This is a genomic window from Bacillus sp. z60-11, from assembly GCF_046464135.1.
Lineage (GTDB): Bacteria > Bacillota > Bacilli > Bacillales > Bacillaceae > Bacillus > Bacillus sonorensis_A.
On sequence record NZ_JBIYSN010000001.1, the window covers coordinates 491,103 to 505,108 of the forward strand.

The 14,006-nt window shown below is 44.7% G+C and carries 15 protein-coding genes and 1 riboswitch; of the genes, 10 read left to right on the forward strand and 5 right to left on the reverse strand.

Annotation, left to right across the window (positions count from 1 at the left end; all coding sequences use genetic code 11):
• Window positions 1–28: 28 nt before the first annotated feature.
• The gene (locus ACINLD_RS02605) at window positions 29–973 is read right to left on the reverse strand and encodes a S8 family peptidase (protein WP_026586684.1); all 945 of its coding nucleotides are present in this window, start codon (window positions 971–973) and stop codon (window positions 29–31) included.
• 281 nt (window positions 974–1,254) lie between these two features.
• Between ACINLD_RS02605 and ACINLD_RS02610 the strand changes: the two genes are divergently transcribed.
• The 3 genes from ACINLD_RS02610 (at window position 1,255) to ACINLD_RS02620 (ending at window position 3,797) form a co-directional block, all read left to right on the forward strand.
• Window positions 1,255–1,410 carry a transcriptional regulator SplA domain-containing protein gene (locus ACINLD_RS02610; protein WP_142246129.1) on the forward strand — a complete coding sequence of 52 codons (156 nt, stop codon included), beginning with the start codon at window positions 1,255–1,257 and terminating at the stop codon, window positions 1,408–1,410.
• Window positions 1,411–1,549: 139 nt separating this feature from the next.
• Window positions 1,550–1,715: riboswitch (M-box (ykoK) riboswitch) on the forward strand.
• Between the two features lie 253 nt (window positions 1,716–1,968).
• Window positions 1,969–3,324, forward strand: a complete 1,356-nt coding sequence (gene mgtE, locus ACINLD_RS02615) for a magnesium transporter (protein WP_409444737.1) — start codon at window positions 1,969–1,971, stop codon at window positions 3,322–3,324.
• Between the two features lie 89 nt (window positions 3,325–3,413).
• Window positions 3,414–3,797 carry a hypothetical protein gene (locus ACINLD_RS02620; protein ID WP_026586686.1) on the forward strand — a complete coding sequence of 128 codons (384 nt, stop codon included), beginning with the start codon at window positions 3,414–3,416 and terminating at the stop codon, window positions 3,795–3,797.
• A 38-nt stretch (window positions 3,798–3,835) separates the two neighbouring features.
• Here ACINLD_RS02620 and ACINLD_RS02625 read toward each other — a convergent pair whose 3' ends face one another.
• A complete protein-coding gene (locus ACINLD_RS02625; RefSeq protein ID WP_026586687.1) occupies window positions 3,836–4,168 on the reverse strand; it encodes a MerR family transcriptional regulator in 333 nt (110 codons plus the stop codon).
• A 192-nt stretch (window positions 4,169–4,360) separates the two neighbouring features.
• On the opposite strand from ACINLD_RS02625, the gene ACINLD_RS02630 reads away from it, so the two are divergent.
• From ACINLD_RS02630 to ACINLD_RS02640, 3 genes are all read left to right on the forward strand, one after another.
• The gene (locus ACINLD_RS02630; protein ID WP_179115738.1) at window positions 4,361–4,516 is read left to right on the forward strand and encodes a hypothetical protein; all 156 of its coding nucleotides are present in this window, start codon (window positions 4,361–4,363) and stop codon (window positions 4,514–4,516) included.
• Between the two features lie 101 nt (window positions 4,517–4,617).
• Window positions 4,618–4,791, forward strand: a complete 174-nt coding sequence (locus ACINLD_RS02635) for a Fur-regulated basic protein FbpA (RefSeq protein WP_026586688.1) — start codon at window positions 4,618–4,620, stop codon at window positions 4,789–4,791.
• Between the two features lie 182 nt (window positions 4,792–4,973).
• A complete protein-coding gene (locus ACINLD_RS02640; protein ID WP_026586689.1) occupies window positions 4,974–5,435 on the forward strand; it encodes a MarR family winged helix-turn-helix transcriptional regulator in 462 nt (153 codons plus the stop codon).
• A gap of 8 nt (window positions 5,436–5,443) precedes the next feature.
• Here the strand turns inward: ACINLD_RS02640 and ACINLD_RS02645 are convergent, their stop codons facing one another.
• The 3 genes from ACINLD_RS02645 to ACINLD_RS02655 all read right to left on the reverse strand — a co-directional run bounded on the left by ACINLD_RS02645 (window position 5,444) and on the right by ACINLD_RS02655 (window position 9,944).
• Window positions 5,444–7,288, reverse strand: a complete 1,845-nt coding sequence (locus ACINLD_RS02645) for a DNA ligase D (RefSeq protein WP_409444736.1) — start codon at window positions 7,286–7,288, stop codon at window positions 5,444–5,446.
• A gap of 3 nt (window positions 7,289–7,291) precedes the next feature.
• Complete coding sequence (locus ACINLD_RS02650; RefSeq protein WP_026586691.1) at window positions 7,292–8,170, reverse strand: Ku protein; 879 nt, start codon at window positions 8,168–8,170, stop codon at window positions 7,292–7,294.
• 130 nt (window positions 8,171–8,300) lie between these two features.
• The gene (locus ACINLD_RS02655) at window positions 8,301–9,944 is read right to left on the reverse strand and encodes a diguanylate cyclase domain-containing protein (protein WP_026586692.1); all 1,644 of its coding nucleotides are present in this window, start codon (window positions 9,942–9,944) and stop codon (window positions 8,301–8,303) included.
• Window positions 9,945–10,233: 289 nt separating this feature from the next.
• On the opposite strand from ACINLD_RS02655, the gene ACINLD_RS02660 reads away from it, so the two are divergent.
• The 4 genes from ACINLD_RS02660 to ACINLD_RS02675 all read left to right on the forward strand — a co-directional run bounded on the left by ACINLD_RS02660 (window position 10,234) and on the right by ACINLD_RS02675 (window position 13,999).
• Window positions 10,234–10,845 carry a DedA family protein gene (locus tag ACINLD_RS02660; protein ID WP_142246158.1) on the forward strand — a complete coding sequence of 204 codons (612 nt, stop codon included), beginning with the start codon at window positions 10,234–10,236 and terminating at the stop codon, window positions 10,843–10,845.
• 270 nt (window positions 10,846–11,115) lie between these two features.
• Window positions 11,116–11,883 carry a TerC family protein gene (locus ACINLD_RS02665; protein WP_026586694.1) on the forward strand — a complete coding sequence of 256 codons (768 nt, stop codon included), beginning with the start codon at window positions 11,116–11,118 and terminating at the stop codon, window positions 11,881–11,883.
• Between the two features lie 293 nt (window positions 11,884–12,176).
• Entirely contained in the window at window positions 12,177–12,932 is a 756-nt protein-coding gene (gene sigI / locus ACINLD_RS02670) for an RNA polymerase sigma factor SigI (protein WP_026586695.1), read from the forward strand.
• The gene (locus ACINLD_RS02675; RefSeq protein ID WP_026586696.1) at window positions 12,929–13,999 is read left to right on the forward strand and encodes an anti-sigma factor domain-containing protein; all 1,071 of its coding nucleotides are present in this window, start codon (window positions 12,929–12,931) and stop codon (window positions 13,997–13,999) included. The genes sigI and ACINLD_RS02675 overlap by 4 nt, the downstream gene beginning before the upstream one ends.
• Window positions 14,000–14,006: the final 7 nt, after the last annotated feature.

Here is a 14,006-nt window from a genome sequence, read left to right on the forward strand (position 1 = left end):
GCCGCCGACAATGTCGACGGCCTCAGGTTTAAAGGGAAAGAAGCTTTGCTTCGCCAGCTTTTTCGGCTAAAACCTCGGGTGCCGATAAATATAAAAAGCCGTTGCCGATCAGGGCTTTTGAGTAATCGAGCGGCAGGGTCCGGCGGATCAGTTGAGCATATACTTCAGGCTCTGTCAATTTCCGCTTAAATGCGTCCTCTTCCAGTGATTTAATAAGAGCAAGCGCCCCGCTGACGTGAGGGGTTGCCATCGAAGTGCCCGTCAGCTTCCCGTACTTTTGGTTCGGCAATGTGGAGAGGATTTTCTCCCCGGGTGCGACGAGATCAATTTCTTTATTGGCGTTTGAAAACTCGGATGATTCACGCGTCAATGAAACGGAGCCGACAGCGATGACTTCATTGTATGCCGCCGGGTAAGAGTATTCCTCTGTGCGATCATTTCCATCTCCTTCATTTCCGGCTGCACAGACGACTAGAACACCGCTTTTCACCGCATTCTCCACGGCTTCTTTCAATTCGGGAACATCGGCCGGTCCGCCGAGCGACATGGAAATGATGTCGGCTTTTTGCTCCACGGCGTAGTTGATGCCGTTAATAATCCATTCATAAGCACCGCTGCCGTCTTCACCGCCAAGAACCTTGATAATTAAAAGGTTGGCCTCAGGGGCGACACCCGAAATCCCGCCGTTTGCCGCAATTGTACCCGCAACATGTGTACCATGTCCGTTATAATCAAGAAACAGATCTTCTTTTCCGTTGTCATCATCAGTAAAGTTTTTGCCTCCGATAATTCGATCCGCTAAATCAGGATGGGACGTGTCACAGCCTGTATCAAGCACTGCGACAGTGACATCTTTTCCTTTAAAACCTTGTGACCACAGCTCCGGCGCCTTAATCGCATCGATTCCTTCCGGCCGTTCATTCGCGTCCATCAGCTTTGCATCAGTGACATAAGGAATTAATCGCATTTGCATTTCAAAGCCCTCCCTGTTTTGTGCTGCTTTAGATGGGTTACAAGGTGTGTGGTAATATTGTAAAACAATTGTTCTGTTAAAAAAAGGTTCATTTGTATGAATTTTAAGAAAAATCTAAAAATATTGAGAATAGGTGATAAAAGTCGAATAATAGAATAAGCTGACAGAGTTATGAGTGAAAAGAACCAATTTAATGAGAAAAAAGAGAGGAACTGACTAGATAAATGAAGCCTCATATTATTTCCGGAAAAAGGCATCCTATGAAAAAGGAGGTGACAGATGTGAAAGAGAAAGAAGCCCATCAAAGAGGAGAATTGTCAATCGAGCAGGCGGAATATGTCCCCCATCCGAAGTATGACGGGGAATATGCGCTTTTGCTGCATGAGAACTATCATTTCTTGTCAGAGGAAGACATACCAAATGACAGTGAAAAATAGCGGGAGAAACGCCGCACTTGACGAAAACCGGTTTGTTTGTGACGAAAAAGGGAATCCACGCATATAAGAAGGTAGGAAAAATTGTTTTTCTTATTGACAGCTCTCCTTTTTTTCTGTAATCTCAGTGTGTCTGGTAAATATAGCTCTTCGTTAGGTGAGGCTCCTGTATGGAGATACGCTGCTGCCCAAAAATGTCCAAAGACGCCAATGGGTCAACAAGAATCATCGACATAAGGTGATTTTTAACGCAGCTGGCACTTTTGCCTATGCCATACAGTGCTAAAGCTCTACGATTGGGAGGCGTTAGGGTTTTATTTTGTATGGCTTTTAACACCTTCATTTTAATGAAATAGGTGTTTTTTTATTTTTTGAGGAAAGTAAACCTTTCCTCCATGATACAAGGAGGTGTGAGTATGGATTCTCCCCATTCGAGGCGGTTTAAACATTTGAAAAACAAGAAGAAAGACATAATGCTGATCGACGATGAGGAGATCCCTGCCTATCACCCCTTTTGCTATGGTGATATAAGGATCTCCTGAAAAGGAGGTACAGGTTGCCATGGTACAAAACATGACATATGATGAATTGATTTTACGAATTATTATTTTACTCAGAGACGGAAAACGCAAGGAATTTCAAAGTGTTTTGGAAGAATTGCAGCCATATGATATGGCGATTTTGTTCAAGGAGTTGCCTGAAAAGCACCGCGGACGCTATCTGTCTTTTTTAACAGTTGAAGACATCACCGATTTGATGGGTGAACTCGACAAAGAAGAGCAGCTTGCTGTGTTGAACAAGGTCGGCAAAGAGAAAGCGATCCATGTCATGAACAAGATGGATAATGATGATCTTGCCGCGCTTCTGGAGGAAATGGATCCGAAGCTGAAAGATCAGCTTCTTTCGAGCATGAAAGCGGAAGAATCAGAAGCGGTCCGCGTGCTGATGAACTATCCGCCGGAAACTGCGGGAAGAATCATGACAAACCGCTATGTGTGGATTCCGCAGCATTACACGGTCAAAGAAGCTGTCGTCAAGCTGAAAAGCTTTGCCGAAATCGCCGAATCGATCAACTATCTATATGTGATCAATGATGACAAACAGCTCGTCGGCGTTTTATCCTACCGCGATTTGATTTTAGCCGAACCTGATGAAAAAGTTCAGGATCTCATGTTCACAAGGGTTATTTCCGCAGAGGCCCTGCAAGATCAGGAAGAGGTCGCCAGGCTGATTGAACGCTATGATTTTCTGGCGATACCCGTTGTCGAAAAAAACCATAAGCTTGTCGGAATCGTCACGGTCGATGACATCATCGACATCGTCATCCAGGAAGCGAATGAAGACTATGAAAAATTCGCTGCTTCAGGTAAGGCGATCACATTTGATACAAAGTCATATGTAGCCGCATACCGGCGGCTCCCTTGGCTGATTCTGCTGTTGTTTATCGGCTTGATCTCCGGAAGCATCATGAGCTATTTTGAAGATACGCTTCAACAGGTTGTCGCATTGGCCTTCTTTATGCCGATGATCGCCGGAATGACGGGAAACACAGGGACCCAGTCTTTAGCCGTTGTCATCAGAGGCCTTTCAAAAGAAGAGCTCAACAAAAAAACGATTTTTCGTCTGATTTTCCGCGAACTCAGAGTCGGCATCATCATCGGTCTTGTCTGCGCTGTCGTGATTACGGGAATCGCGATTGTGTGGCAGGGTAATCTTTTGCTCGGGTTTGTCGTGGGCACTTCGCTTTTGGCGACGCTGATCATCGGAACGATGGCCGGTACAATCGTCCCGATTATTCTTCACAAATGCAATGTCGACCCGGCCATCGCTTCCGGACCGCTGATTACAACCTTGAATGACATCTTGTCTCTGTTGATCTACTTTGGAATTGCAACTGCATTTATTCATGCATTATAAAAACAGCCCTCCTGATAAAGGAGGGTTTTTTCTTGCCAGACGCCCTGAAAGTTTATATATTTTAGGCGAGAGAACAGGGAGGTTGGGGTATGCAGAGAATGGCTGCTGTTGTGATATGTTTGGCTTTTGCGGTGATGGCCGGGTGCCAGCATGAGGATGAGGGGAAAGACCGGCGGCTTGTTGCCGTGGAAAACATGCTGGAGGCCATACTGGAGAACGACCTGTCCGGCATGAAACGGCTCTACGTAGAAGGGGCTCTTCCTTCCCCGGAAACAATCCTGAACGAAAAACAGAAATGGGGGATAGCCGGGCTTGACGAGGATGATTTTCAAATATATGAAGCGAGCATCCACGTCTTCCATGCCGCCTACAAGGCGAAACCAAGCGGAGAGCCCGGAGCGATCGCGTTTCGTATTCGCGACGATCCCGACAAGGGCATCATGATTGATTTTATCGGACATACCGATCGGTAGCAGTGAGGCGAATCATTCGACGGGGATGATTCGTTTTTTTAACGGTTTCTGTATTTAAAATGAGCGTTAAGCTGTCCCTGGAGCATCTTTTTTCTCAGCTGCTGATCGTTTTTTAAGCTCTGTTCTTTTTTGCGCATATCCTTGAGGATTTCCGCCGTCTGAACGCCGTCCTCGCGTTTATTGGCAATATCCATCAGCCGTTCTACATCCGCAAAGGAGTATTTCCGCGTGCCTCTTGAGGAACGCTGCGGGTAGATCAGCTTCCGCTCTTCATAATAGCGGATCTGCCTGACCGACAAGCCTGTGAGCTCGCTGACGATGCCGATTGATATCACTTTTTTATCTTTATAAGAAAGGTCTTCGACTGTCATTTTCCCACCCCTAAGATGACTTTTTTTGTATTATATATGAAAACGCGGGAAAAAACCTGACATCTGTAAGAAAATCTAACATACATATTATTTTTTTTGAAAAAATGCGGAAGAAAAGTTTACAGAAGAAGTGCAGCGGGAAGATATCTCTTGTATGCTGTGGATACAGAGATGATGAGGAGGAATTGATCAATGAAGGAACACCAGGCTGTCTCACTTGCTAAAGAAATCGTCGCTTTAGACAACAAAAGGGATGAACTGTTCGAGGCATTAATGAAGCTTGCCGGTCATAACGCCTTTCCGCTCCTGAGAGCAGTGCAAAACGGCCTTCATCAAAAATCCTCCTAAAAAAGAGGAGGTGTCATTCAATTTTTACGCAATCTTAATTTAAGGTTAACAAATGTGGCGTATTCTGATCATAAGGATACATGAAAACGAAAGGAGAAGCCATGAGCAAATTACTAAAAAACGCATTGGAAAAAGAAAGAAACCACTATTCGAAAAAATTGATTTCGCTTGGGGTATACAAACAGGATCATTTACAGGGGATGACGATTACAGAGCTGAGAAACGAATATTTTTATTTTTTTCGAAAAAATAAAGCCCGCCCGTTTTCAAAGTAGGCCGTTCCTGAAAAATGCGGGCTTCTTTTTTAATATCTTCAAAAAATAAGAAGGAATTTTCTTTCGTATAACGAAAATATATACATATAGAATATAGGAAAATAATGACCTTTGTTTTTCAACTTTGTAAGGGTTTTCATTTTCCTGGGTTCATTAAGAAAATAGTATAAGAGGTAGATGATATGAGACTTTCGTTTAATGAGGAAGAAGTTCACCGTGCTATGTCATTGTACAAGGTTTTTGCCAGAGCTTTTAAAAGCGTGTCTGAACATAGTATTAGGGACAGCAAAGAACATGGCTTTAATCCTACGGAATTTGCTGTATTGGAGCTTTTGTATACAAGGGGAGCCCAAAAGCTGCAGCAAATCGGCTCCAGACTGCTCCTTGTAAGCGGCAATGTGACGTATGTGATCGACAAATTAGAAAAAAACGGTTTCATCAAACGAGAGCAAGACCCAAAAGATAAACGGTCTGTTTACGCGAATTTGACGGAAAAGGGCAAGGCTTATCTCGATGAGATTTATCCCATCCATTCGATGAGAATCGCACGGGCTTTTTCAGGCTTGACAAAAGAGGAGCAGGAGCAGCTGATGGCGCTTCTGAAAAAAGCCGGCATTCACAGTCAGCACCTATTATTCCGCTAAAACCGGGATCATTCCGGACGGCCGTTTTCTTTTAAATGGCCGAGAATGGCTTTAAACTGTTCATCCTGAGGCTGTCTGAAAAAGCGTTCGAAAGGGCAGCCGATTTCTTTCGTTCGCTTCACGACAGCCTCCATTGTAAAATCGGCAGGGGACAGATTCGGCCCCACTTCATCCCAAAAAAGCGGTGCGGCTACTGTGCCAAGCGCATTGCCTCTCGTCGAATACGGGCAGATGATCGTTTTCCCTGGAGCATGCTGCACATAGTCGATATAAAGTTTTCCGCCTCTGTTTTTAATGAGCCGCTCTGTTGTGAACAGATCCGGAAAAAGCGAGACGCAATAGGTAGCGGCAAAGCTTGTAAAAATCCGGGTTTCTTCGTAGGTAAACGCGTTTTTTGAAATCGGAATATAGAGCTGTATCCCTTTATTTCCCGACAGCTTGGGAAAAGAGGTGAGGCCAAGCTGTTCAAACAAACGGCGGAGTTCTGTTGCCGCGCGCACGGCCAACGGAAATTCCGATGGCGATGGCGGATCGAGATCGAAAACAATTTCGGTCGGCCGGGCTGTATCAGCCGTTTGAAACGGGATATGAAATTCCAATGCAAGCTGATTGGCAAGCCACAATAAAACAGAATAATCCTCACAAATGATATGGTCGTGCTCATCATCCTTTATCGAAGAAATAAAGTCGGGAGCATAATCAGGCTTATTCTTCTGAAAAAATGATTCTCCTTTGGAGCCGTGGGGAAAGCGGATGACGGTGAGCGCCCGGTTTTTTAAAAAAGGGAGCAGAAAATCGCCGATTTCATTCAAATAGCTGATGAAATCCGCTTTTGTTTTTTGGCTTTGCGGAAAAATGATCTTATCAAGGCTGGTGAGCTGCAAATCAGGGTGGACGTTTCTCGAATGCAAAAGCAGTCGTGTGTATGTGCAGTCCTGCCACGCTATATCAAATTCAAATGATGCGAACGATACCTCCCGCAATGTTCCGTAGTGGATCGTCAAGTAATTGACGGTCATGCAAATGGAAGGAGCAATCGTGTATTCGCCTGTCCTTACAGGGGTTCCGTGTTCCTGTACAACAGCGAGAAGCGCGCTTCTTTCCTGTTCTCCCAGTCCGTGGGAGACCGAGCCCATTTCTTTAATCCGGCCTTTGTCGACAACAGCTATCGTCACATATCCGTTGGCCATATTGTAGCCTGTCATAAATACGGCGGCTTTTTTGTAATTTTTGATTTTAAGCCATTCGGCCGTTTTTTTATTTGCCATCCAGCGACTGTCTTTTTTCTTCGCAACGACTCCTTCACCGTCAAGCTTTTTGACTGAATCCCAGAGAGAATGAAAATCTTCTGTTTCAGGAATATATTGAATTCGTTCTTTTGCTGCCGGGTCTGGAACCAGGGGAAAAGCGAGATCTTCAAGCAGCTCATACAGCTTTTGCTTCCGCTCTTGATACGGCAGTGAAGTGATTGTTTTCCCTCTGTATTCAAGCAGATCAAAGGCGAGAAATTGGCACGGTTTGTTTTCGGCCGCTTCCTCGATTAAATCGGCTTTTTTTGTCAGTCCCCGTTTTTGCACATATTCAAAATTTGAGCGGTAACGGTTTGTCAAAGATGCGATTTCACCGTCAAGGGTGAGGGGCAGATGCTCTTCAAGTGAAGCCAGCTTTTCTTTGATATTTGCCGTGATTTCCGGAAACATGCTGTCCAAAGGCTGGCCGTTTCTGCTGATCAGGGAGATCCCGGCCTCGGAGACGCTTAAAAGCGCCCGGTATCCGTCATATTTGACCTCATAGCGCCAATTGCCGCCGGAAGGGGGAGATGATGTGAGAACGGGCTGCATTGTGTTTCCCATCTTTTACTTTGCCTCTGACGCCTTTTTTCGCGACGTTTTTCGCTTTTTCTCTTCCGTTCCCTTTGCTTCAGCGGTTTTGGTTTTGGCCTTTTCCTGTTTTTGCGGAGCTTTCGTTCGCTCGATGCTTGCCTGGAGGGCGCTGACCAGATCGATGACATCCTCGCGCGGTGCAGCGGCTGCAGCAGGTGTGACACCCTCGTTTTGCTCGATCTTTTCTTTGATTTTGTCCAGCACGGCTCGTCTGTACGTATCCTCATACTGTTCAGGTGCAAAAGACGTTGTCAGTTCGTCTATCAATGAAATGGCTGTCTGCAGCTCTTTTTCGTTGACTTCTGTTTGCTCCGGCACGCCGGGGACATGTGCAACATTGCGGACTTCATCCGGGTAATGGATCGATTCCATCAAAATGCAGTTTTCATATACACGGAGAATGGCAAGCTGTTTTTTTGATCGAATCGTCATATGGGCAATCCCGATTTTTTCTGTTTTTCTGAGCGCTTCCCGAAGCAGGGTGTATGCTTTTACACCGTTATCTCCAGGCCCGACGAAGTAGGAGCGGTTGAAATAGATCGGATCGATCTCCTTCAGCTGGACAAAGTCAACAATCTCAACCGACTTGTCTTCCTGTTCCTCTTTAAGCTGTTTCAGTTCCTCATCTGTTAAAACGACATACTTGCCTTTTACATATTCATACCCTTTGACAATCTCGTCAGGAGAAACTTCTTCGTGGCAGTTCGGACATTTCTTTTCATATTGGATGGGGGTGCGGCATTCTTTATGAAGTGACCGCAGTTTCACGTCCTTGTCTTCGGTTGCTGCAAACAGTTTGATCGGGATGTTGACAAGGCCGAAGCTGATTGAGCCTTTCCACATTGTATGCATCGGTTCGGTTCAACTCCTTTTCTTTTAGTGATGCCTCTGTGCAGATTGTTTCATGAATAGCAACTTATGGATTCAGTTAGAGAAAAAAAGCATTCAGGATTACACCTGAATGCGGCTTTTTTTCTCTTGATTAGGTTTCCATCTTGAACGGCGGCCCGCTCTCTTTGTTGAGCGAAGGGGAAAAGTACTGGTATCTGCTTCGATTTTCATCTTTGGCGGCATACATCGCGATGTCGGCTTTTCTCATCAGCTCTTCGCCGTCTGTTCCATCCGTCGGCGAAATCGCGATGCCGATGCTCACGGATGTTTTCAAGCTGTGTTTTTGAATGTAAAACGGGGCTTCAAACCGTCTGATTAACTGCCGGGACAGTTGTTCAGCCTCTTGGACCGGGGTGATGATGATAAATTCATCACCGCCTAAACGGGCAATAAACCCTTCGGCAGGCACACATTCCGCCAGCCGTTTGGCTGCTTCCGCCAACAGCAGATCCCCGATGTTATGTCCGAGTTCATCGTTAAAACCTTTGAAACGGTTCAGGTCCAAAAACAGCACGGCCGTGCCTGACGTCTGTTGATGAAGGACTTTGGTCAAATGCTGGACTGCATATCTTCTGTTCGGCAAATCCGTCAACGCGTCATAATGTGCCATTCTATGAATTTCCCGTTCGGCTTCACGCTGCTTTGTCATATCTTTGGAGATCACATATATGCTGTCAAGCTTCTGTCTGACATAAACGGGTATCAACGTCAGGTTCAAATCGAACGATTGGTCTGCTGCCGTGATTTGGATATCGCGGTTGATCGCTTGTTTTTCGTTTTGAACTTGAAGGAACCAGTCGAGAAGTTTTTTGTGTTCCTTCAGATGAAAAACGGTTGAAAAATCATTTGACTCAATCCCCATTTTTTTCAGCAGACGATGACCTGAAGAGTTTGCGGAAAGCATGTCCCCGTCAAGGGAGAACACATAGATCGGATCAATATTGTGCTCGATAAGAGACTGAAACCGCTCTTCGTTGTCTTTTACTTTTTCGCTCTCGATCAGCAGTCGTTTGTCTGTAAATGCTCCGAAGATCATGAGGCCTTGCAGCATAAGGGTAATCAGCACGATTGCAATGCCGAGCTCGACCGTGTCCAGTCCGGGGTGGCCGGCATGCCGGCCGGCGCTTTTATACAATGTCGCTGCCGCCATTCCTGTATAATGCATTCCTGAAATGGCGGCTCCCATTAACAGCGCGCTTCCGATTTTCACGGCCAACAGCCGGAAAGAGCGTGTTTTTTTCGAAAGTGTAAATGAAAGCTTCAAGGCAACATAGGATGCTGAAATGGCAATCGCGAAAGATGCCCCGTAAAGAACGGGGTCGTAAACGATCGCCATGTTTTCCATCGCTTCCATCCCGACAAAGTGCATGGAGGCGATGGCGCAGCCCATTGCAATCGAACCGGCGAATAGCCTTAGGTTGGAAAGATTGCGTCCGTTTACGACATAAAATGAAATGAGTGATCCGCCAAAGGCGGCAATGATCGATAGCAAGACAAAAACGAGATCGTATGTCATTTCTTCCGATGTTTGAAATGACATCATGCCGAGAAAATGCATAGACCATATGCCGAGCCCCATCGTCAAAGAGCCGGCAAACAGCCAGCCTTTGTTTTTCCATCCTTTTGTGTGCACGACCCGTTCTGAAAGGTCAAGAGCCGTGTAAGCTGCCAAAACAGCAGTGATATAAGATAAAATAATCAGCCATCCATTATATTCACCGATAACTTCTGTCACTTTTTTCTCCGCCTTTTGATTTTAGATGTAGAGTTTCCATTCAGATTACCGTTGTCATGAAAAAGCGGTATTTCTTAAAAATAAGCGGTATAATTTGTGCATTATACTACATATCATGATATTCGCCAATGTCCAATGATATCCTGCCGGATGAGGACGGGGGAAGGCTTTTCGCATTTTTCTCTGCAATGATCGTGAAATGTGTTAAAATCAAGTTTGTGAGTTCTTGAGAACTTGAAATAATCAATCGTTAAAGGTTGTGGTGGATATCGAAGAGCTGATTTTATCAATGGCAGAGGCGTTTAAAAGCCTCTCGTATTTCGGCATTTTTCTGGCGCTTTGTATTGAGTTCGTGCCTGCCGAAATCGTTCTTCCGCTTGCGGGCTACTGGGTGTATCAAGGTGATATGTCACTTTTCGGAGTCGTCGCTGCGGGTTCTTTGGGCGGTGTTGTCGGTCCGCTGACACTTTATTGGCTGGGCCGATACGGAGGAAGGCCGTTTTTGGAGCGGTACGGCAAATATTTTTTGATCAAGCCTGAAGCGCTTGAAAAATCGGATCGCTTTTTTGAAAAGCATGGCGGTTTTGTTGCGTTCAGCGGCCGCTTTATTCCGGGAATCAGAACGCTGATTTCGATTCCTTGCGGGATGGCAAAGATGAATGTCTGGGTCTTTTCCCTTTATACCTTTATTGCCATAACACCGATTACGTTTGTTTACGTCTACTTAGGCTTTTCTCTCGGGGATAATTGGAGTGCTGTCGGCGGCATACTGGACAAGTACCTTCTTCCGATCGGGATTGGAATTGTCGTCTTGTTTGTTCTTTATCTTGTCGTGAAAAACAGACGAAGCAAGATGAAAACGGAAAGCGTTTCGGCTTTTTTAAACAAAAATAAGGATTGACAGCTGATCTGCGTCAGGTTAATATTATCTTATAATTCAATATTTTCTTTTATCCCAAAGGGGAGTAGCGTCCGGATGTTGCATCCGGAAACAAAGTCGTCAATTCATGGATGTTCTCCATCGGCTTTGTTGGCATGTTTTAATCGACGATAACCATGTCTAGCAAGACCTTTGCCTAATGTTGGCAGAGGTCTTTTTTGCTTTCAGAAAATACCCTGCTGCATTAGCGGGAATAAGAGAAAGAGACAATCACATAGGAGGAATTAAAAAATGGATGCAGCATTGTTACTTGAATATGGTTGGGTTCTTCTCATTTTAGTCGGGCTGGAAGGCATTTTGGCTGCGGACAATGCGCTCGTCATGGCGGTCATGGTTAAACACTTGCCTGAGAAACAAAGAAAAAAAGCGCTCTTTTACGGATTGGCCGGCGCGTTTGTGTTGAGGTTCGGCGCTTTGTTTGCGATCTCTTTCCTCGTCAACGTCTGGCAGGTACAAGCGCTCGGAGCCATCTACCTGCTCTACATTTCAATTCATCACATTTTAAAAACGCACGTACTGAAAAAAGATGAGAAAGCGAAGGAAACAAAGAGAGGCGGTTTTTGGCCGACCGTTATCAAAGTCGAGCTGGCCGACATCGCCTTTGCCGTAGACTCCATTTTAGCTGCCGTGGCGCTGGCGGTAACACTTCCCGCTACAAACATGCCTGAGATCGGGGGGCTTGACGGCGGACAATTTCTCGTCATTTTGGCCGGAGGTGTCATAGGTCTCATTATCATGCGTTTTGCTGCAAGTGCTTTTGTGAATTTGTTAAAGAAACGTCCGAGCCTGGAAACGGCGGCCTTCGTCATTGTCGGCTGGGTCGGTGTTAAACTGATGCTTTACACGCTGGCACATCCGCAGATCCATATCGTATCTGAGCATTTTATTCATTCAGGCACATGGAAGTTCATCTTCTGGGCGGTGCTGCTCGCTATTGCCCTTGGAGGATGGTTTTTGTCAAATCCGAAAAAACAAGAACAAAAGGCTGCGCAGGAATAGCGACAGCAGCCTGACAAGAAACGCCGGCAACCGCCGGTGTTTTTCGTCATCTGGGGTTGAAAATGCGGAGATTGAAGTCGATATGAAACGAAACAACATTTCATTTTAATAACAGAGATGTTACAAAAAGAAGGGGAAAACCCCCTTAATCGTCAAAGAAACAACGAATTGTTCTAGAAGAATAAAACAATCGATGTCATAATTGAAAAATAAGAAATGAATTCCTTGTTTTCTCCTTTGCGAATCCCTATCAAATTAGCTATCATTAATGAGTAGTATAGGGAGGAACTGAGGTGAAACCAGTGCTTAGCCTTTTGTTTAAGACAGGAAAAAAGAAACCCACATTAGAAGAGTCTGTAATCAGCATACAAAAAGGAAATCAGCAGTTGCAAAACGAGCTTATTGAACAATATAAGCCTTTTGTGGCTAAAACGGTTTCATCTGTGTGCAAACGATATATTGATGAAAAAGATGACGAATTCAGCATCGGCTTGATTGCTTTTAATGAAGCCATTGAAAAATATTCTTCCGAAAAAGGAAATTCTCTGCTTGCATTTGCAGAGCTGATTATTAAGCGCAAAGTCATTGACTATATAAGAAAAGAAGCAAGAAATGCACAAAACATCAACATGGAATTACAAGAAGGAGAAGAACAGGAATCCTCGCAAAGCATGATTGAAGCTGAGCTCTCCATTCATGCATTCAACCGCCTCCTTGAACAGGAGCAAAGGCGGGAGGAAATCCTTCATTTTAAAGAAAGATTAAAAAGCTTCGGCCTGTCTTTTTCCGACTTGCTGGAGCATTCTCCTAAACATACTGACGCCAGGCAAAACGCCATCAAAGTGGCTTATACGCTCGTCGAGCACGAAGAATTGAAGGAGATGCTGTTTCAAAAGAAGCAGCTTCCTGTGAAACAGCTTGAAAAGCTCGTGGCTGTAAGCAGAAAAACAGTAGAAAGAAACCGCAAGTATATCATCGCCATGGTCATCATCATCACGGGCGATTACGTTTACCTTAAGGATTATCTAAAAGGGGTGCTCAACTCATGAGAAGAGGGATTATCGTTGAAAAAAATAAAAAATTCGTCACATTGCTTACCCCTGACGGACAATTTTTAAAAGCGAAAAAATCAGAGGAAGATTATGAAATCGGTCAGGAGATCGCCTTTCCCGAGGAGACGAGAATGGCGAGAAGGCGCGCTGGCTTTTTTGATCTGCTCTCGCTTCGTCCGCTGAAAGCAGGCGTGTTTTCAATTGCCGCGATCATGCTGATCGCGTTTATGATCATCCCTGATGCTTTGCACAACAAGGCATATGCCTATATGACGATAGACATCAATCCCAGCTTCGAGCTGACGCTCAACAAAAACTGTGAAGTTGTTGATTTGGTCCCGTTGAATCAGGATGGAAAGGACTTGTTAGACAGTATAGAAAATTGGGAAAATTCAGATATTAAAGTCGTTATCAGCGAAATCGTTGAAAGCAGCAATCAGCACGGCTATGTCAAACATTCTAAAGAAGTATTGATTGCAACCGTTTATGAAAATAATGACGATGATACATATAAAGCGACGGTCAAAAGCGAGATTGCAGATGTAACAAAAAAGTACGAGAAACAGAGCTACAAGATGCAAGCGGTCGAATCAGACTTGGATACGCGCGCCAAAGCGCAAAAAGAAGGGATATCAACAGGACGCTATATCCGCAAGCATGAAAATGAATTGGATGATGAAACAACCGATGATCAACAGGAAGACAAACAAGATCATCAAGATGAAAACAGAGAGGAAAATGAAAAAGAAAAAGCTGTAAAAGAAGAAGATCAGTCTGACGATCATAAAGATACCGAAACCGAAGAAGGCCAAAACGGCGATCAATCTTCAAATCAAGATCAGACGGAATCTGATCAGGACACCAAGCAAGAAGAGGAGACAAATACCCCAAACCATCAAAACCCTCAAGAAAATAATGAAAATGACAAAAACAGCCAGCAGACAGAGGACGGGACAAAAAGCGATTCTCAGACTGAAAACGGAGAGAAAATGCCTTATCAAAAGGAAAAAAAACCGTCTGAACATATAGATCAAGAATATCCGCCGAGCGGTCCCGGCGAATAATTTGAAA

Coding starts and splice junctions, on each gene's coding strand:
- ACINLD_RS02625 (WP_026586687.1), bottom strand. CDS start 4,168: ATGACAGTCGAAGACCTTTCTTATAAAGATAAAAAAGTGATATCAATC.
- ACINLD_RS02650 (WP_026586691.1), bottom strand. CDS start 8,170: ATGCATACAATGTGGAAAGGCTCAATCAGCTTCGGCCTTGTCAACATC.
- ACINLD_RS02660 (WP_142246158.1), top strand. CDS start 10,234: ATGGCAGAGGCGTTTAAAAGCCTCTCGTATTTCGGCATTTTTCTGGCG.
- ACINLD_RS02645 (WP_409444736.1), bottom strand. CDS start 7,288: ATGGGAAACACAATGCAGCCCGTTCTCACATCATCTCCCCCTTCCGGC.
- mgtE (WP_409444737.1), top strand. CDS start 1,969: ATGGTACAAAACATGACATATGATGAATTGATTTTACGAATTATTATT.
- ACINLD_RS02675 (WP_026586696.1), top strand. CDS start 12,929: ATGAGAAGAGGGATTATCGTTGAAAAAAATAAAAAATTCGTCACATTG.
- ACINLD_RS02620 (WP_026586686.1), top strand. CDS start 3,414: ATGCAGAGAATGGCTGCTGTTGTGATATGTTTGGCTTTTGCGGTGATG.
- ACINLD_RS02665 (WP_026586694.1), top strand. CDS start 11,116: ATGGATGCAGCATTGTTACTTGAATATGGTTGGGTTCTTCTCATTTTA.
- ACINLD_RS02635 (WP_026586688.1), top strand. CDS start 4,618: ATGAGCAAATTACTAAAAAACGCATTGGAAAAAGAAAGAAACCACTAT.
- ACINLD_RS02640 (WP_026586689.1), top strand. CDS start 4,974: ATGAGACTTTCGTTTAATGAGGAAGAAGTTCACCGTGCTATGTCATTG.
- ACINLD_RS02630 (WP_179115738.1), top strand. CDS start 4,361: ATGAAGGAACACCAGGCTGTCTCACTTGCTAAAGAAATCGTCGCTTTA.
- ACINLD_RS02605 (WP_026586684.1), bottom strand. CDS start 973: ATGCAAATGCGATTAATTCCTTATGTCACTGATGCAAAGCTGATGGAC.